This is a genomic window from Pseudoduganella sp. HUAS MS19, assembly GCF_053615455.1.
On the sequence record NZ_CM132133.1, the window covers coordinates 2,158,465 to 2,175,064 of the forward strand.

Sequence of the window (16,600 nt, forward strand, 5' to 3'; positions counted from 1 at the left end):
ACGAATTAGGATTCTCAAATGGCAAATACCGCACAAGCGCGCAAACGCGCTCGTCAAGCAGTTAAGCAAAACGCGCACAACTCCGCTCAGCGTTCGACCCTGCGTACCGCTATCAAAGCTGTTCGCAAGGCAATCCAGGCTGGCGACAAAGCTGCTGCTACCACCATCTTCCAGGCTTCCGTGTCGACCATCGACTCGATCGCTGACAAGAAAATCATCCACAAGAACAAGGCTGCTCGTCACAAGAGCCGTCTGGCAGCTGCCCTGAAGGCACTGTCCGCCTAAGTTCGTGTGCTGGCGGCATTAGCCGCCAAACAGGTGTACCGGAATAACCCGCATGGCATTGCGCCATAGCGGGTTTTTCGCTTTGTAATTACTTCATCGAAGCGGCCGGCATGGCGCTGGCGGCAGGTGCGGCCGAGGCAGCCGGCGCGGAAGCGGCGGCTTTCTTGGTCTTCTTCGGCATCGAGGCCGCCGATGCGGCGGAAGCGGCAGAAGCAGCCGATGCGGCGGATGGCGCCGACGCCATGGACGCGGCCGAGGCCGCGGCGGAAGCGGAAGCCTTCATGTGGTGATCGGCAGCGTAGGCGGAAACGGAGAGCAGGGAGGCAAGCAGCACGACAGTAGTCTTGGACATGACGAACTCCTTTTATAGTGGATGCAGGTTCAGGTGAACCTGATTCATCAACGCTGCCGGAACTTGCCTGGTTGACTTATTTAGCGCGTGCCAAGGTCATCTGGCGAGACTTCCATCCACTCACCCGGCATCAGCGGATGGCTGGCCAGGGAAATGCCGCCAATAGCTGAGCGCACCAGTCGCAGTGTGGGGTGGCCGATGGCGGCGGTCATGCGGCGCACCTGGCGATTCTTGCCTTCCTGTAGTGTGATCGCCAGCCAGGAGGTGGGCTGTCCGGCGCGCTGGCGAATCGGCGGGTTGCGCGGCCACAGCCAGCCCGGTTCGGCGATGCGTACCGCCTGGCAGGGCAGGGTGGTGAAGTCCCCCAGGTCGAGCGGCGCCTGCAGGCGCGCCATGGCGCCGGCATCCGGTATGCCTTCCACCTGCACCAGGTAGGTCTTGGCTTCCTTGCGGTCGGGGTGGGCGATCTTGTGCTGCAGCTTGCCGTCGTCGGTCATCAGCATCAGGCCCTCGCTATCGTAGTCGAGGCGGCCGGCGGGGTAGACGTGCGCGATCTTGATGTAGTCGGCCAGCGTCTGCTTATCGCCAGAGGGGGAAAACTGGCACAATACCTGGAAAGGTTTATTAAAAAGTATCAGGGACATAGGCTGGATTGTATTCGTAAAAGCATGGCGCCCAGTAAAATACTGGTGCATAATGTGGAACGCCAGTGTCTTATGTCTTATAGAAGACTGCAAAAAACCCTTCTTCGGAGAACACGATGTACCAACATATCAAAGTACCTGCCGACGGCCAGAAAATCACCGTAAATGCCGATTTTTCCCTGAACGTGCCTGACACGCCGATCATTCCATACCTGGAAGGCGATGGCACCGGCGTAGACATCACCCCAGTGATGATCAAGGTGGTCGACGCTGCGGTAGCCAAGTCCTACAGCGGCAAGCGCAAGATCAGCTGGATGGAAATCTTCGCCGGCGAGAAGTCGACCAAGGTGTACGGCCCGGACGTGTGGCTGCCGGAAGAGACCTTGAAGGTATTGAAGGATTATGTTGTGTCGATCAAGGGCCCGCTGACCACCCCGGTGGGCGGCGGCATCCGTTCCCTGAACGTGGCACTGCGCCAGGAGCTGGACCTGTATGTCTGCCTGCGTCCGGTGCGCTACTTCAAAGGCGTGCCTTCGCCAGTACGCGAGCCTGAGAAGACCGATATGGTGATCTTCCGCGAAAACTCGGAAGACATCTACGCCGGCATCGAGTACCAGCAAGGCACCGAAGGCGCCAGGAAGATCATCGATTTCCTGACCAAGGAAATGGGCGTGAAGAAGATCCGCTTCCCTGAAACTTCGGGCATCGGCATCAAGCCTGTGTCGATCGAAGGCACCGAGCGCCTGGTGCGCAAGGCGATCCAATACGCGATCGACAACGACAAGCCATCCGTGACCATCGTCCACAAAGGCAACATCATGAAGTACACCGAAGGTGGCTTCCGTGACTGGGCCTACGCGCTGGCGCAAAAGGAATTCGGTGCTGAACTGATCGACGGCGGCCCATGGTGCAAGTTCAAGAATCCTAAGACCGGCCGCGAAATCACCGTCAAGGATTCCATCGCCGACGCGTTCCTGCAACAGATCCTGCTGCGTCCGGCGGAGTACTCCGTGATCGCCACCCTGAACCTGAATGGCGACTACATCTCCGACGCGCTGGCGGCGCAAGTAGGCGGCATCGGTATCGCTCCTGGCGCCAACCTGTCCGACTCCGTGGCCATGTTCGAAGCGACCCACGGCACCGCGCCTAAATACGCAGGCAAGGACTATGTGAACCCGGGTTCGCTGATCCTGTCGGCTGAAATGATGCTGCGCCATATGGGCTGGACCGAGGCGGCTGACCTGATCATCTCCTCCATGGAGAAGGCCATCACCTCCAAGAAAGTCACTTACGACTTCGCCCGCCTGATGGAAGGCGCGACCCAGGTTTCGTGCTCCGGCTTCGGCGATGTCATGATCGAACACATGTAAGCCAGGCTCGCTTCTAAACAAACCCCGCCATCCGCAAGGTGGCGGGGTTTTTATTTTGCTCGGAGATTCGGTCTCGCGGCAGGCTTCTGCGCGAAGCGTCAGGACGTTCCCCGCTTCTGAGTTAGCTCAAAATGTGCAGGCGACGGCGAGCGGACAATAAGTCGTTTATGTCCACGCAAGGAGACGATCATGTCGCAGAGCTTGCTTGACGATCAACCGGGTGCGCCTGAAGATGATAACGAAGCGCGATTTCACCAGTTGGAGAAAAAGGTGGATATTCTCAATTGCGAATTGGCCTTGTTACGTCAGCACATGGATAGTGGCTTTACCCTGGTTCGCTCCGATATTGCCGCCCGTTTTGCCGAGGCCGACTTAAGGTCAGCGGAACGGTTTGCCGAATCCGAGCGCAGGACTGCCGAGTGCTTTGCGGAGTCCGCGCGCAGGACTGCCGAGTGCTTTGCGGAATCCGAGCGAAGGGCTGCCGAGTGCTTTGCGGAATCTGAGCGAAGGACTGCTGAACGTTTTGCCGCGGCCGCTCAGCGACAAGACGACAATATGAAGGCGTTGACGTGCCAGTTGCAAGCGCAATTAGCCGATTCGGAAAGGCGGCAAGAGATCCGTCTGATGGAATTGTCGCGGAGGCAGGATGCTTTTAGTCGCTGGATGGTCGGCATGACGGTAGGTATCGCGATACTGATCGCTAACCTGGCGAGCCGGCTCTTCTAATTGTGACGATAGTGCAGGCAAGCTAGCTGGCGCTCCGCAACGCGGGCGACGATAGAAGAGGGCCCGGCCAGGGTGAAGCCGGCGCGTTCCAGTACTCGCGCGGATGCGGCGTTGGCAATGGTGACGTGGGCGTCGAGTCCTGTGAGCTCCCAGCGGCCGTAAGCCAGGTCCATCAAATGCGACAGCGCGGCGCCAGCCAGGCCGCGGCCGATCGCGGAGGCTGCGATGCGATAGCCCACCTCGGCCCGCCCGCCAATGCGGTCGATGCTTTTCAGGTTGCAGCGGCCGATAATGTCCCCATCTTCGACCAGCAGGCAGGGATGCATGCTGCCGGATGAATAGCGAACCAGGTAGTCGTCGATATGCGCCGCTACGCCGGCCAGATTGTAAAAGTCTGGCGCTCGCGCATTGACCTGGGATTCGAACCAGTCGCGGTTTGCAAGCTCGAAGGCAAGCAGGGCAGGGGCGTCAGCTAGGCTGAGAGTGCGAATTTGCATGACGAAATCGGCATAGTCCTGACTGGCGGCGGGGCGAAAAAAAACCCCGCGGGGCGGGGCTTTTCGTTGTCCGAGGCCAGGGATTAGTTGGTCTGGATGTTGGAAGCTTGCTTGCCTTTAGGGCCCTGAGTAACTTCGAACTGCACTTTTTGACCTTCTTTCAGGGTCTTGAAGCCGTTCATGTTAATCGCGGAGAAGTGTGCGAACAAATCCTCACCGCCATCATCAGGAGTGATGAAGCCAAAACCTTTGGAGTCATTGAACCACTTAACGGTACCAGTTGCCATTTTAAAAAAACTTTCAATAAAAACGAATCACACGAGCCATAAAAGCAAGAAGCTTCCTGCCCCCTCCTCGACAACTCACTTCTTACCAACATGTACAGATCTGCACAAAGTCGATATCGCATTGTTGGCGGAACAATTTTTAATGTCAAGCGCTTTCACTAGCACATGGTGAGCTTTTTGCAACAGCTTTTTTTAGAGCCCTTGATTTTGACCAAGCTGACCGCCATCTGCGGCAATCGGCGAAAACGCGTAAGATGAGTACTGGTGGAAATGCCCCTCTTAAATGGGCGTTGCAACTAGTCTGAAAGCATTAGAATATAAGCGTATGGCAACCAAGCATGACACCGAAACCGTCCTGGAAAGGCAGGCGATAAAGCCGCCACCTATGTACCAGGTGGCGCTGCTGAACGACGACTACACTCCGATGGAGTTTGTGGTCGCCATCATCCAGGAGTATTTCAATAAGGACCGGGAAACGGCCACACAAATTATGCTGAGTGTCCATCGCTACGGCAAAGGCGTGTGCGGCGTTTTCTCTAAAGATATAGCTTCAACCAAAGTGGAGTTTGTTTTAACGCATGCACGCAAGGCGGGTCATCCCCTGCAATGTGTGATGGAGGAAGTATGATTGCGCAGGAATTGGAAGTAAGTTTGCATATGGCGTTTGTCGAAGCGCGGCAGGCGCGACACGAGTTCATCACCGTGGAGCACTTGCTGCTGGCGCTGCTCGACAATCCATCGGCAGCCGAGGTGCTGCGCGCCTGCGCAGTGAATATTGAGGACCTGCGCAAAACGCTGACGAACTTCATCGGCGATAACACGCCTACCGTGCCTGGCACCGGCGAAGTGGATACCCAGCCAACCCTGGGCTTCCAGCGCGTGATCCAGCGCGCGATCATGCACGTGCAGTCGGCTTCCAACGGCAAGAAGGAAGTGACCGGCGCCAATGTGCTGGTGGCCATCTTCGGTGAAAAAGACTCGCACGCTGTTTATTACCTGCACCAGCAGGGCGTAACCCGCCTGGACGTGGTCAACTTCATCTCGCACGGTGTGCGTAAGGACCAGCAAATGGATTCCGGCAAGGCATCCGAGGGCGTGGAAGAGGGCACCGTGCCGGAAGGCCAGGCCAAGGAATCGCCGCTGGACCAGTTCACCCAGAACCTGAACAAGTCCGCTGCCGAGGGCAAGATCGACCCGCTGATCGGCCGCGAGGACGAAGTGGATCGCGTGATCCAGGTGCTGTGCCGCCGCCGCAAGAACAACCCGCTGCTGGTGGGCGAAGCCGGCGTGGGCAAGACCGCCATCGCGGAAGGCCTGGCTTACCGCATCACCCAGGGCGATGTGCCGGAAGTGCTGTCGAATGCCGTGGTCTACTCGCTGGACATGGGTGCGCTGCTGGCCGGCACCAAATACCGCGGCGACTTCGAGCAGCGCCTGAAGGCGGTGCTGAAGCAGCTGAAAGATAACCCGAACGGCATCCTGTTCATCGACGAGATCCATACCATCATCGGCGCCGGCTCGGCGTCGGGCGGTACCCTGGACGCGTCCAACCTGCTGAAACCGGCCCTGGCCAACGGCCAGCTCAAATGCATCGGCGCGACCACCTTCACGGAATTCCGTGGCGTGTTCGAGAAAGACCATGCGCTGAGCCGCCGCTTCCAGAAGGTCGACGTCAACGAACCTACCGTGGAGCAGACCGTGCAGATCCTGCGCGGCCTGAAGTCGCGATTCGAGGAACACCATGGCGTGAAGTATTCGTCGTCTGCGCTGTCGACCGCGGCCGAACTGGCTGCGCGCTTCATCAACGACCGCCACCTGCCGGACAAGGCGATCGACGTGATCGACGAGGCGGGCGCCGCCCAGCGCATCCTGCCGAAGTCGAAGCAGAAGAAAACCATCGGTAAGACCGAGATCGAGGAGATCATCTCCAAGATCGCGCGCATCCCGCCGCAGACCGTCAACCAGGACGACCGCAGCAAGCTGCAGACCATCGACCGCGACCTGCGCAACGTGGTGTTCGGCCAGGACCCGGCGATCGAAGCGCTGGCTTCCGCGATCAAGATGTCGCGCGCCGGTCTGGGCAAGCAGGACAAGCCTATTGGTTCCTTCCTGTTCTCCGGTCCGACCGGGGTCGGCAAGACCGAGGTGGCCAAGCAGCTCGCCTTCATCCTGGGCATTGAGCTGATCCGCTTCGACATGTCCGAATACATGGAACGCCATGCGGTGAGCCGCCTGATCGGCGCGCCGCCGGGCTACGTGGGTTACGACCAGGGCGGCCTGCTGACCGAGGCGATCACCAAGAAGCCGCACGCCGTGCTGCTGCTGGACGAGATCGAGAAGGCGCATCCGGATATCTTCAATATCCTGCTGCAGGTGATGGACCACGGCACGCTGACCGACAACAACGGCCGCAAAGCCGACTTCCGCAACGTGATCATCATCATGACCACCAATGCGGGCGCGGAAAGCCTGCAGAAGCGTTCCATCGGTTTCACCGACAGCAAGGAAGCGGGCGACGAGATGGCGGACATCAAGCGCATGTTCACGCCGGAGTTCCGCAACCGCCTGGACGCGACCATCAGCTTCCGTGCGCTGGACGAGGAAATCATCCTGCGCGTGGTGGACAAGTTCCTGATGCAGCTGGAAGAGCAACTGCACGAGAAGAAGGTGGAAGCGATCTTCAGCGAGAAGCTGCGCAAGTTCCTGGCGAAGAAAGGCTTCGATCCTTTGATGGGCGCGCGCCCGATGTCGCGCCTGATCCAGGACATGATCCGCAAGGCGCTGGCCGACGAGCTGCTGTTCGGCCGGCTGGTGTCCGGCGGCCGCGTCATCGTCGACCTGGACGAGGCCGAAGCGATCAAGCTGGAGTTCCCGGAACCGGATGCGGCGCCAACTCCGCCGCCAGAAACCGTCGAAGTCGAATAAGCGGCCGCGCCGCCCGGAAAACCCGCTCAGGTCCGAGCGGGTTTTTTTTTGTTATCTTTCTTTACTATAAATCAATGGAATTGGTATAATTGCAGTTGTCATTGCCGAAAAAGGAAGATTGTGAACCAACTGACCAAGCTCTTGCTCGCTGCCACCCTGGCATTTAGCGCCACTGCCCACGCGTCCCCGATCCTGTCCGGTTTCACCCAGACCAAGCTTGCCGCTTCCGATGACGGCTCCACCAAGGTCAAGCTTGCCAAAGACATGAAGCTGGGCCTGAATGGCTCCGTCTACAACAGCCTGTTTATCAACACGAACGGCAATGTGTCTTTCGGCGCTGGCATGGGCACTTACGCGCCAGCCTCGTTCGATAAGAATTCCTACGCCGCATCGTTCCTGGCGCCGTTCTTCGGTGACGTCGATACCACTAACGGCGGCGGTTCCGTCGGCTATGGCAACACCATGTTCGACGGCCATAACGCCTTCGCGGTGACTTGGTCCAATGTTGGCTATTACCCGCGCAAAAACGACAAGAAAAACACCTTCCAGCTGGTGCTGGTGGACCGTTCGGATACCGGTGCCAACAACTTCGACTTCTACTTCAACTACGGCTCGATCAAATGGGACGAGTCCAATATGACGTCCAAGGCGCGTGCCGGCTTCCATATCGATGGGACGGCTGCGGATTTCGAGTTCAAAGGCTCGGGTGCTGCGAAGGAGATGCTGGATTCAGGCAAGCACGCCCTGATCAAAGGCAGCAATGTCGGACTGGATGGCCGCTATGCCTTCAATGTGCGCAATGGCGTAGCTGCATACGGTTTGGCGCCTGTGAGCGATCCGGCCGAAGTGCCGCTGCCTGGCTCCTTGCCGCTGGTGGGCATTGGCGCCATCGCACTGGCTTTCGGGCGCCGCCGCAAGGCCTGAGCGCAGCGCAGCACGTCGGAAAACCCGCTCGCCGAGCGGGTTTTTTTTATCCGGTCAGAACTCCTGCATCTGCTTGAGTGCGGTCACCCGGCGGCGCGACACTTCCACCGTCATATCGTCGATGCGCAAGGCCATGGCGCCGCCTTCGCCGTTTTCGATGCCTTTGACAGCGGCAAGGTTGACGATGTGGCGGCGGTTGGCGCGGAAGAATTGTTGCGGGTCCAGGCGCTGCTCCAGTTGCAGCAGGGAGCGTGCCAGTAGCGGCGTGCCGCCGTCGAAGTAGAGCCGGGTGTAATTGCCTTCGGACTCGAACAGGCGGATATCCTCCAGCCGCACGAACCAGCAGCGTTCCCCATCGCGGATGAACAGTTTGCGCGGAGCAGCGCTGGGCATTGGCGCCAGCCCAAGCCGCGCCGCTGCCCGTTCCAGTGCTGCGGCCAGGCGCAGGGGATCGATGGGCTTCATCAGGTAGTCGAGCGCACTGGCTTCGAAGGCTTGCAGCGCGTACTGGTCGAACGCGGTGGTGAAAATCACCTCCGGAGCATCGTCCAGTGTGGCCAGCAGGTCGAAGCCGCTGCCGCCCGGCATTTGCACGTCAAGCAGGAGCAGGTCGGGCTCTACTGCCGCGATCTGCAGCGCGGCTTCGGCGGCATTGGCGGCCTCGCCGATAATGGTGACGCCGGCGTGGGACGCCAGCATGCGCCGCAGTTCGGCGCGCGCCAGGCGTTCGTCGTCGACAATCAGTACGCGCATCATGGTGTTCGGCTCTCTGGATGAATTGGTCGCCGCGAGCATACATCGATTCCGGTATCTCCGCACAGGACTTCCACCGCCATCCCTGCCACGTTCAGCGCCAGGGAACCGCCCGCAGTTTGCACGATGCGCTCCACATCGGCCAGGTTGACGATATGGCGGCTGCTGGCACGCAGGAATTGCTGCGGGTCGAGCATTTTCTCCAGCTGCTGCAGGGGGCGGGCTATCAAGGGAGCAGCGCCGTCAAAATAGGCGCGCGTTTGCTGTCCTTCGGATTCGAACAAGCGGATGTCGGTCAGGCGCACAAACCAGCAGCGTTCGCCATCGCGGATGAACAGCTTGCGCGGCTTCCTGCCCATGCCGGCACGGACGGCAGCGCGTTCCAGCGCCGCAGCCAGGCGTTGCGGGTGGACCGGCTTGAGCAGATAATCGGCCAGGCAGGGGCCATGGCCGGTTACAAATATGATTTCCGGTACGTCGTCCAGCACATCAAGCAGTTCGAAGCCGCTGCCGCCCGGCATCTGTACATTCAGCAGGATCAGGTCCGGCTGCAATGCAACGGCTTGCGCGATGCCGTCGGCAACATCGGTCGCTTCTCCGACAATTTCAATTTGCGGATGGCCGGCCAGCAGGCGGCGCAGCTCCTTGCGGGCCAGCCGTTCATCGTCGACCAGCAGCACGCGCATCATAACGACAAGGGGAAAGTAAGGGTGGCTCGCACCCAGCCGTCTCGTTCCACCAGATCCAGGCTGGCGTTGCCTCCCTTTGCGTGGAGCAGCCGTTTGCGGGCGTTGCTCAGGCCGACGCGCGTCGAATTCCCGAGTCTGGCCAGCGCGCCGCGGTTGGCCACTACGATCGAGGCGTGGCCGTTGGAATGGCTGGCGCTGATGCGGATTTCGGTTCCCACGCTGGATTGCTCGACGCCGTACTTGACCGCGTTTTCCACCAGGGTCTGCACCGACATGGGCGGGATCGCCACCGTATCCATGCCGCCGGCGATATCGATACTTACGCTCAAGCGCTCCTCGAAGCGGATCTTTTCGATGGCCAGATATGACTGCACGGCTTCCATCTCCTCTTTCAGCGGTACCGTATCGGCATAGCTGGACGCGAGCGTATAGCGCATCAGCGTCGCAAGCTGGTCGATCATTTGCGCGGCCGATTGCTGGTTCTCGAAAATCAGCGCGCGTACGCTGTTCAGGCTATTGAAGAAGAAGTGGGGGTTGACCTGCGCTTGCAGGGCTTTCAGTTCGGCTTCCTTGGCCAGCACGTCGAGACGCAACGCTTCGGACTCAAAGCGGTTGGCGCGGCGCAGGGCGGTGGCGGCCATGTAGGAAACCTGCCAGGCCATCATGACGCCGGACCAGAACAGGAACAGCATCGGCAACCAGCTGCCGCCGTCGGCGACGCCGACCAGGGTACGCGCGATGATGGTGACACACGCCAGTTGCAAAGGGCCGAGGATGAAGAAGGCCACGGCGAGCTGGCGCCAGTCCGCCCGGCGGGAACTCCAGTCGCGCAGCTTCATGTAGCGGTGCCACAAGTCGGTCAGCAGCACTCCGCTGACGCCATCCAGGATGCAGGTCAGGACTGCGCCTGGTTTTTCCAGGAATGGTCCATTGACCAGCAGCACGAAGGCGGTGACCGCACCCCAGCCGAGTCCTTGGAGGGTCCAGTACCAGTTGATTCTGGCTAGCAGTGGTTTTTGGGATCGTTTCATGTCTGTGTTGCTTCAGGCGGCGAGCGGAAAGCGCAAGGTTGCACGTACCCAGCCGTCATCTTCGCTCAGGTCCAGGCTGGATTGCCCGCCCTTTGCGAGCTCCAGGCGTTTGCGTGCATTGGCCATGCCAAGGCGGGTCGAGCCGGTATTGTGAAGCAGCGCGCCCTTGTTCGAAACTTCGATCACCGCATGATCACCCGACTGGCGCGCAATGATGCGGATTTCGCTTCCATCGGTGCGGCGCTCGACACCGTACTTGACCGCATTTTCAACCAGGGTCTGCAAAGTCATCGGCGGGATCGTTATGCTTGCCATTCCGGCGTCGATTTCAAAGCGTGCGTGCAGGCGTTCCTCGAAGCGCAGCTTCTCGATATTCAGGTAGGCGCGCACGGCATCGAGTTCCTGCTGCAGCGGCACGCAATCGCTGAAGGTCGACATGAGCGTGTAGCGCATCAGGGTCGCAAGCTGGTCGACCATGTGGGCGGCGTTGTCGGTGTTCTCGTACATCAGGGCGCGGACGCTGTTCAGGCTATTGAAGAAGAAGGCGTCAATGCCAGCACAGCCACCACAGGCAGTCGCCAGTCGTTGCCATGCCGGTTCCAGCGCCACGCCTTGAAGAGTCGGTGCCACGCGCTGGTCAACATCCAGCCGCTGCCAAACACCAGGATGAATACGGCCAGCAGCTTGGCATTTGTAAAGCGGCCATTGCCAAGGATGAGCAGCAGGAAGAGGGTTCCCCAGCCGGCCATTTGCAGCAGCGGGAACCAGCCAAGCCTGGAGATGATGGAGTTGTTACGGTCCATGTCGTCGATTCCTCTATGCGGCAATCGGGAAGCGCAGGGTGGCGCGCACCCAGCCATCGTGTTCGTCCAGATCGAGCCTGGCGTGCTCGCCTTTGGACAGCGCCAGGCGCTTGCGCGCATTGCTCACGCCAACACCGGTCGATTTACCGCCTGGCAGCATGTCGCCGCGGTTGGCGACTTCGATGATGGCCGTGCTGCCGGCGCTGCGCGCGCGGATGCTGATGGCGCTGCCGATGGAGGATTGTTCGACGCCGTACTTCACTGCGTTTTCCACCAGCGTTTGCAATGCCATCGGTGGCACCGTGATGGCTTCCATGTCCTGGTCTATGTCGATGGCGAACTGCAGCCGTTCTTCGAAGCGGATCTTTTCGATTGCGAGGTAGGCGCGCACTGCGGCAAGTTCGTCTGCCAGCGGAACGCAATCGTTGTAGCTGGAGACCAGGGTGTAGCGCATCAGGGTCGCCAACTGGTCGATCATATTGGCTGCGGAATCGATGTCCTGGTAGAGAAGGGCGCGCACGCTGTTCAGGCTATTGAAGAAAAAATGCGGGTTGACCTGGGCTTGCAGCGCGCGCAATTCCGCATCCTTGGCCAGGACTTCAAAGCGCAAGGCCTCTGCTTCCAACAGCAGCGCTTCCGCTTCGAGGCGCTGGTTGCGGCGCAGGGACAGGGCGGCCATGTAGCAGACATTCCAGGCCAGCATGACGCCAACCCAGAACGATAGCAGGATCAATTTCCACGGCAGGCCGCCGCCCTTCCAGCCGGGGCCAGTCAGCAGCTTGTCCATTTCGAGGTTGCTGAGGGTCTGGATGGAGCCCAGCAGCAGGGCCGCGCCCACCGCAACCGGCCAGGTGAGCCGCTTGCCGCGCTGGAGCCGGGCGTTGCACAGGTGGCGCCAGGCGGAGCTCAGTACCAGGCCGCTCAGGCCGCACCAGGCGGAGATCGGGAACAGGATGATTTCCAGGCGGTTGACCAGGGCTACGAACAAGGCGACTCCCGCCCAGCCGGCAAGCTGCAGCAAGCAAAAGTAATGTTCTCTTTTCATGGGCTGGCAGCATACCGCATCCGGCCGGGTGCCATTTCAGCAATCTGACGAGCGGTCGAATCGGATGACGGGCGGTTGCCTCAGCAGGCATGCGCGCGGCGCCGGCGCTGGCGCCGGCGGGCGCGCAAGGGGAAGATGAACCAGGTGGCAATCAACAGCACAAAGGCGGCCAGACCGCCGCCTGCACTGCCCATGTCGCTCCCAGTAACCATGTAGAGAACCACGGCAATATCCAGCGCCAGGCCGGCGGCCAGCGGCGCGAGCGCGTAGCAGATGGCCCGTGAGGAGATCTTGATCGCATGCATCGATACCTGCCCCGGCTCGGCGAGACGGTGGTAGGCGGCAGGCAGCATGACCAGCGCAATGGCCAGCACCACCAGGGCCAAGGCGGCGGCGTGGCAGTCCTGGGCGTAGATGGGCAGCCTTTCGAAGCGGTCGTTGAAGACGGCAATGGCCTGGAAACCGAATAGCGCCTGGATACCAGGCAGTATCATGCGCGCCTCTTCAATGATGCGGCCCATCTGTTCCTTTAATGTTTCACTTTCGATTTGCTCGTCCATGCAGCCGATTCTAACGAGCAGCCGCTTTGGCAGGCGCGCGCCTGCCCAGCCGCGATATCGTGCGCTACCAGCGCCGCGCCGTGGATGGACATGTGGTCGTCATCGAAATACAAGGCCTTGGCATTCATTACGGCGTGGCAATTCCGGGCATTGCAGAACCGCGCTTCCGGCCGCAGGATGCGCACGCCGGCCGGCAGTTCGCCCAGGCGCTGCTCGACATAGGCGCTGCGGCGGCGCCACCATTCGGTGGTGACGCCATCCACGCTGCGCGGATCGTCGGCCAGCCGTATCAGTTTATCCACCTGGCGCGGCAGTTCCGGCGCTTGCAGCACTACGGTCACGCGTTTGCCCGCGTTGACGAAACGGTTCAGGATCGTTTTGTAGGAAGTCCAGATGGCGCTGCGACTGGCCTCGGTAAATTCGTCCGGCAAGCGCGGGTAAGTGCTTTCGTGGTCGCCGAACAGCGCGCTGTGAAGCCGGTAGCTGACAACCACCTCCTTGATGTGCGGATCGCCGGCGATGAAATCGACCGCTTCACGCGTCCAGTCGCTACAGCCTGGATTGGGGTCTGTGCGCAGGTAGGACGGCGTGCAACCGCTGAAAGTGAACTGGCGCACTGCCTGTTGGCTGCCCTTTACTTCCACCCCCAGCGCGTAGGCCAATTCGATCGCATGGCTGTCGCCGAAGACTGCCCACTCGCCGTCGGGCCCATTGAAGGCGCAAGCGTCTTGCGGCTTGCGGTAGTCAATCCCTTTGGTATGGCAGGCAATACGTTTCGGGCTTGCCGTGACGGTGCGCAGTACTTCCTGCTGCTGAGGCGTGGTCTTCACGCTGCGCATGCCGTCGGTCTTGTGGCCGGCCAGGCCGATGCCGAAAAACAGCAGCGATCCGGCAATGGCGAAGGCAAAGACTTGCGGCCGGCCGAATTTGCTGCGGTTGCGGAAAGGCTTCTCGACAAACCGCCAGCTAAGGTAGGCCAGTACCATCGTCAGCACGACCAGGCCGGCCATCAGTGCGGGGCTGGGACCCTCGAGGCTGCGATGGCGTGCAAATGCCAGGAGCGGCTGGTGCCACAGGTATGCGCTGTAGCTGACCAGGCCCACTGCGACCAGGATCCGGCTGCCCAGAAGTTTGCCGACCGTGGTCGATGGCGCGGCGAACAGGATGATCATTGCTGTTCCCACGGTGGGCAGGAGGGCATACACGCTGGGGAAGGGCGTGTATTTGCTGAAGGCAAAAATGCTGACGCCGATCAGTCCCAGGCCCGCCAGGCTGGCAAGTTCACGCGTGCGTTGCGCGTGCTGGCCGGAGCCTGGACGCGACATGGAATAGGCGCACAGCGCACCGATGGCCAGTTCCCAGCCGCGCGTTGGCAGCAGGAAGAAGGTGGCGGTAGGGTTCCTGGCGACGCCCCATTGCGCTGCGCCGAGGCTGGCAAGCGCCGCGCCCACCAGCACTGCCAGCAGCAGGCGCTGGTTGCGGCGCCAGAACAGCATCAGCAACAGCGGGAACAGCAGGTAGAACTGCTCTTCGACCGCCAGGCTCCAGGTGTGGAGCAAGGGCTTGAATTCGGCGGAGGAGTCAAAGTAATCGCTCTGCTGCCAGAACAGGATGTTCGAAGCGAAGGTGGTTACCGCGACCAGGCTTTGCGAAAAACTCTTCAAGTCGTCCGGTACCAGCCAGAACCAGGCGAACGGCAGGCAGGCAAGCAGCAGGAAGAAGAGCGCGGGCAGGATGCGGCGCGCGCGCCGTTCGTAGAAATGAAGGAGGGAGAACTGGCCGGCTTCCAGTTCGTGGATGAGGATGGTCGTAATCAGGTAGCCGCTGATGACGAAGAAGATATCGACGCCGACGAAGCCGCCGCCAAAGAACTGGAACCCTGCGTGGAACAGGATTACCGGCAGGACGGCAAGCGCCCGCAGACCATCAATTTCCCTGCGATACTCCATGACGCCACCCTCGAAATCAATATCAAGAAGATATCGTAATATTGTAATTTGTGCAATTGCGTGTGGCGCCGGCGCGTCGGGCTATGTCTCCTGCTCCTCGCGCAAGCGGCGCCAGAGCGTGGTGCGGCTGATGCCCAGGTAGTCGGCAGCGGCGTCGCGGCGTCCTCCGAAGCGGTCCAGCACTGCGCTGACGCTTTCCGGCATGGCTGGCCGCGGGGCCGAAGCAGGGGCCGGGTGCGGTACTCCGTGCGGGAGCGGGTTCAGTTCGGGCGCAACGCCGGCGACGAAGCTGGGCGTCAGGGCTTGCAGTGGTTCGGCGGCGAGGAACAGGGCAAGGCGTTCGGTCAGGTTGCGCAGTTCGCGCACATTGCCCGGCCAGTCGTAGCGCAGCAGCAGCGGGGCGCAGGCCGCCAGTTCGGCCGGCAGGTTGGGATGGGCACGCGCCCCCAGTCCGGCCAGTGCGGTGCGCAGCGACCACTCGGCCAGCGGCAGGATGTCGGTCGGGCGTTGGCGCAGCGGCGGCAGGGCCAGGCGCAGCACGGCCAGCCGATAGAACAGGTCTGCGCGGAAGCGGCCTTCGCGCACCCGCGTTTCAAGATCGCAGTGCGTGGCGCTGATGATGCGCACGTTGACGGGGATTGGCCGCGTGCCGCCAACGCGTACCACCTCGCGTTCCTCCAGTACGCGCAGGAGCCGGGTTTGCAGCGCAAGCGGCATTTCGCCGATCTCGTCGAGGAACAAGGTGCCGCGGTTGGCCGCTTCGAACAGGCCCGCGTGACCTCCGCGCCGGGCGCCGGTGAAGGCGCCTTCCTCGTGGCCGAACAATTCCGATTCCAGCAGCGATTCGGCGATGGCGCCGCAATTCACGGCGACAAACGGCCGGTTGGCGCCGCCCAGGGTGCGCGGCGATTCGCGGTGGATGGCTTGCGCCACTAATTCCTTGCCGCAGCCGGTCTCGCCCTGGATCAGCACCGTGGCCGGCGATTTTGCATACAGCACGACGGCCTGGCGGACGCGCTCCATCGCTTCGGACTCGCCACGCAGGTCGGCCAGCCCGTGCTTGGCGCGCAGGGTGTCGGCCACGACGTGGCGGCGGCTGCGGTTGGTCTCGAGCTGTGCCAGGCGCGCCAGTTCCAGCGCGTCGTCGAAGGCCTGGCGGATCGAGGCGGCGGAGTAGACGAACACGCCGGTCAATCCGGCTTCTTCGGCCAGGTCGGTGATCAGGCCGGCGCCGACGATGGCCTTGATGCCCGAGGCTTTCAGGTCGTTGATCTGCGCGCGCGCATCTTCTTCCGTGGCGTAGGTACGCTGCTCGATCGGTACCCCGAAGGTGGCGGCGAATTCCGCCAGCGCCGGCATGTCGTCCTGGTAGGTGATGACACCGATGCGGCTGGAGACCTTGCGAGCCCGGGCCAGGGCCTGCATGAAATCGAAGCCGCTGGCCTTGGCGATCACCACCGGAACCGACAGGCGGCCTTTCAGGTAGGCGGCATTGGAGCCGGCCGCGATCACCGCATCGCAGCGCTCCGTCGCCAGGCGTTCGCGGATATGGCGCGCGGCCTCGTCGAAGCCGAGGTTGATCGGCTCGATGTCGGCCAGGGCGTCATATTCCAGCGTGATGTCGCGGAACAGCTCCGACAGGCGCGAGACGGACACTGTCCAGATCACTGGCTTGTCCGCCGGGTCGAAGGGCAGGGGCGTGGAATGTCGCATGTTTCACTGGAAGTGTTTCACGTGTTTCAAATTGAAACATTATACTC

The 16,600-nt window shown here is 61.2% G+C and carries 19 protein-coding genes; 6 read left to right on the top strand and 13 right to left on the bottom strand.

The genetic code is table 11. From position 1 onward, the window contains the following. Window positions 1–18 precede the first annotated feature (18 nt). A complete protein-coding gene (rpsT, locus tag ACWBU6_RS09880) occupies window positions 19–285 on the top strand; it encodes a 30S ribosomal protein S20 (protein WP_055937377.1) in 267 nt (88 codons plus the stop codon). An 88-nt stretch (window positions 286–373) separates the two neighbouring features. Here rpsT and ACWBU6_RS09885 read toward each other — a convergent pair whose 3' ends face one another. Beyond that, a complete protein-coding gene (locus tag ACWBU6_RS09885; RefSeq protein WP_452648626.1) occupies window positions 374–637 on the bottom strand; it encodes a hypothetical protein in 264 nt (87 codons plus the stop codon). An 80-nt stretch (window positions 638–717) separates the two neighbouring features. Further along, a complete protein-coding gene (locus tag ACWBU6_RS09890) occupies window positions 718–1,281 on the bottom strand; it encodes a pseudouridine synthase (protein ID WP_452648627.1) in 564 nt (187 codons plus the stop codon). Between the two features lie 116 nt (window positions 1,282–1,397). Between ACWBU6_RS09890 and icd the strand changes: the two genes are divergently transcribed. Beyond that, on the top strand, window positions 1,398–2,651 hold the full coding sequence (icd, locus tag ACWBU6_RS09895; RefSeq protein ID WP_452648628.1) for an NADP-dependent isocitrate dehydrogenase: 1,254 nt from the start codon (window positions 1,398–1,400) through the stop codon (window positions 2,649–2,651). A gap of 189 nt (window positions 2,652–2,840) precedes the next feature. Next, window positions 2,841–3,377 carry a hypothetical protein gene (locus ACWBU6_RS09900; RefSeq protein WP_452648629.1) on the top strand — a complete coding sequence of 179 codons (537 nt, stop codon included), beginning with the start codon at window positions 2,841–2,843 and terminating at the stop codon, window positions 3,375–3,377. Here ACWBU6_RS09900 and ACWBU6_RS09905 read toward each other — a convergent pair. Together ACWBU6_RS09905 and cspE are read right to left on the bottom strand one after the other, a co-directional pair. Beyond that, a complete protein-coding gene (locus ACWBU6_RS09905) occupies window positions 3,374–3,874 on the bottom strand; it encodes a GNAT family N-acetyltransferase (protein ID WP_452648630.1) in 501 nt (166 codons plus the stop codon). The two genes, ACWBU6_RS09900 and ACWBU6_RS09905, sit on opposite strands and share 4 nt — an antisense overlap. An 83-nt stretch (window positions 3,875–3,957) precedes the next feature. Beyond that, window positions 3,958–4,161 (bottom strand): transcription antiterminator/RNA stability regulator CspE, encoded by a 204-nt coding sequence (gene cspE, locus ACWBU6_RS09910; RefSeq protein ID WP_130314874.1) that lies wholly within the window; start codon window positions 4,159–4,161, stop codon window positions 3,958–3,960. A 325-nt stretch (window positions 4,162–4,486) separates the two neighbouring features. On the opposite strand from cspE, the gene clpS reads away from it, so the two are divergent. The 3 genes from clpS (at window position 4,487) to ACWBU6_RS09925 (ending at window position 8,010) form a co-directional block, all read left to right on the top strand. Continuing rightward, window positions 4,487–4,789: an ATP-dependent Clp protease adapter ClpS gene (clpS, locus tag ACWBU6_RS09915; protein WP_055937573.1), complete on the top strand. Its 303-nt coding sequence runs from the start codon at window positions 4,487–4,489 to the stop codon at window positions 4,787–4,789. Then, a complete protein-coding gene (gene clpA, locus ACWBU6_RS09920) occupies window positions 4,786–7,086 on the top strand; it encodes an ATP-dependent Clp protease ATP-binding subunit ClpA (RefSeq protein ID WP_452648631.1) in 2,301 nt (766 codons plus the stop codon). The genes clpS and clpA overlap by 4 nt, the downstream gene beginning before the upstream one ends. Window positions 7,087–7,206: 120 nt before the next feature. Further along, the gene (locus ACWBU6_RS09925; protein ID WP_452648632.1) at window positions 7,207–8,010 is read left to right on the top strand and encodes a nidogen-like domain-containing protein; all 804 of its coding nucleotides are present in this window, start codon (window positions 7,207–7,209) and stop codon (window positions 8,008–8,010) included. A 54-nt stretch (window positions 8,011–8,064) separates the two neighbouring features. Here ACWBU6_RS09925 and ACWBU6_RS09930 read toward each other — a convergent pair whose 3' ends face one another. The 9 genes from ACWBU6_RS09930 to prpR form a co-directional block, all read right to left on the bottom strand. Continuing rightward, window positions 8,065–8,766 carry a LytR/AlgR family response regulator transcription factor gene (locus tag ACWBU6_RS09930; RefSeq protein WP_452648633.1) on the bottom strand — a complete coding sequence of 234 codons (702 nt, stop codon included), beginning with the start codon at window positions 8,764–8,766 and terminating at the stop codon, window positions 8,065–8,067. Further along, on the bottom strand, window positions 8,763–9,452 hold the full coding sequence (locus ACWBU6_RS09935) for a LytR/AlgR family response regulator transcription factor (RefSeq protein ID WP_452648634.1): 690 nt from the start codon (window positions 9,450–9,452) through the stop codon (window positions 8,763–8,765). The genes ACWBU6_RS09930 and ACWBU6_RS09935 overlap by 4 nt, the downstream gene beginning before the upstream one ends. Further along, window positions 9,449–10,483: a sensor histidine kinase gene (locus ACWBU6_RS09940; protein WP_452648635.1), complete on the bottom strand. Its 1,035-nt coding sequence runs from the start codon at window positions 10,481–10,483 to the stop codon at window positions 9,449–9,451. Before ACWBU6_RS09940 ends, ACWBU6_RS09935 begins: the two co-directional genes overlap by 4 nt. Before the next feature lie 12 nt (window positions 10,484–10,495). Then, the gene (locus ACWBU6_RS09945; RefSeq protein WP_452648636.1) at window positions 10,496–11,113 is read right to left on the bottom strand and encodes a sensor histidine kinase; all 618 of its coding nucleotides are present in this window, start codon (window positions 11,111–11,113) and stop codon (window positions 10,496–10,498) included. Then, a complete protein-coding gene (locus ACWBU6_RS09950) occupies window positions 11,008–11,286 on the bottom strand; it encodes a hypothetical protein (protein ID WP_452648637.1) in 279 nt (92 codons plus the stop codon). Before ACWBU6_RS09950 ends, ACWBU6_RS09945 begins: the two co-directional genes overlap by 106 nt. A gap of 13 nt (window positions 11,287–11,299) precedes the next feature. Continuing rightward, entirely contained in the window at window positions 11,300–12,331 is a 1,032-nt protein-coding gene (locus ACWBU6_RS09955) for a sensor histidine kinase (protein WP_452648638.1), read from the bottom strand. 80 nt (window positions 12,332–12,411) lie between these two features. After that, window positions 12,412–12,891, bottom strand: coding sequence for a DUF6328 family protein (locus ACWBU6_RS09960; protein ID WP_452648639.1), 480 nt, complete (start codon window positions 12,889–12,891; stop codon window positions 12,412–12,414). Beyond that, on the bottom strand, window positions 12,861–14,840 hold the full coding sequence (locus ACWBU6_RS09965) for an acyltransferase family protein (protein ID WP_452648640.1): 1,980 nt from the start codon (window positions 14,838–14,840) through the stop codon (window positions 12,861–12,863). Before ACWBU6_RS09965 ends, ACWBU6_RS09960 begins: the two co-directional genes overlap by 31 nt. Window positions 14,841–14,921: 81 nt before the next feature. Continuing rightward, window positions 14,922–16,553: a propionate catabolism operon regulatory protein PrpR gene (gene prpR, locus ACWBU6_RS09970; protein WP_452648641.1), complete on the bottom strand. Its 1,632-nt coding sequence runs from the start codon at window positions 16,551–16,553 to the stop codon at window positions 14,922–14,924. Window positions 16,554–16,600 lie beyond the last annotated feature (47 nt).

Coding starts and splice junctions, on each gene's coding strand:
- icd (WP_452648628.1), top strand. CDS start 1,398: ATGTACCAACATATCAAAGTACCTGCCGACGGCCAGAAAATCACCGTA.
- prpR (WP_452648641.1), bottom strand. CDS start 16,553: ATGCGACATTCCACGCCCCTGCCCTTCGACCCGGCGGACAAGCCAGTG.
- clpS (WP_055937573.1), top strand. CDS start 4,487: ATGGCAACCAAGCATGACACCGAAACCGTCCTGGAAAGGCAGGCGATA.
- ACWBU6_RS09900 (WP_452648629.1), top strand. CDS start 2,841: ATGTCGCAGAGCTTGCTTGACGATCAACCGGGTGCGCCTGAAGATGAT.
- rpsT (WP_055937377.1), top strand. CDS start 19: ATGGCAAATACCGCACAAGCGCGCAAACGCGCTCGTCAAGCAGTTAAG.
- ACWBU6_RS09905 (WP_452648630.1), bottom strand. CDS start 3,874: ATGCAAATTCGCACTCTCAGCCTAGCTGACGCCCCTGCCCTGCTTGCC.
- clpA (WP_452648631.1), top strand. CDS start 4,786: ATGATTGCGCAGGAATTGGAAGTAAGTTTGCATATGGCGTTTGTCGAA.
- ACWBU6_RS09930 (WP_452648633.1), bottom strand. CDS start 8,766: ATGATGCGCGTACTGATTGTCGACGACGAACGCCTGGCGCGCGCCGAA.
- ACWBU6_RS09965 (WP_452648640.1), bottom strand. CDS start 14,840: ATGGAGTATCGCAGGGAAATTGATGGTCTGCGGGCGCTTGCCGTCCTG.
- ACWBU6_RS09890 (WP_452648627.1), bottom strand. CDS start 1,281: ATGTCCCTGATACTTTTTAATAAACCTTTCCAGGTATTGTGCCAGTTT.
- cspE (WP_130314874.1), bottom strand. CDS start 4,161: ATGGCAACTGGTACCGTTAAGTGGTTCAATGACTCCAAAGGTTTTGGC.
- ACWBU6_RS09950 (WP_452648637.1), bottom strand. CDS start 11,286: ATGGACCGTAACAACTCCATCATCTCCAGGCTTGGCTGGTTCCCGCTG.
- ACWBU6_RS09940 (WP_452648635.1), bottom strand. CDS start 10,483: ATGAAACGATCCCAAAAACCACTGCTAGCCAGAATCAACTGGTACTGG.
- ACWBU6_RS09955 (WP_452648638.1), bottom strand. CDS start 12,331: ATGAAAAGAGAACATTACTTTTGCTTGCTGCAGCTTGCCGGCTGGGCG.
- ACWBU6_RS09960 (WP_452648639.1), bottom strand. CDS start 12,891: ATGGACGAGCAAATCGAAAGTGAAACATTAAAGGAACAGATGGGCCGC.
- ACWBU6_RS09885 (WP_452648626.1), bottom strand. CDS start 637: ATGTCCAAGACTACTGTCGTGCTGCTTGCCTCCCTGCTCTCCGTTTCC.
- ACWBU6_RS09935 (WP_452648634.1), bottom strand. CDS start 9,452: ATGATGCGCGTGCTGCTGGTCGACGATGAACGGCTGGCCCGCAAGGAG.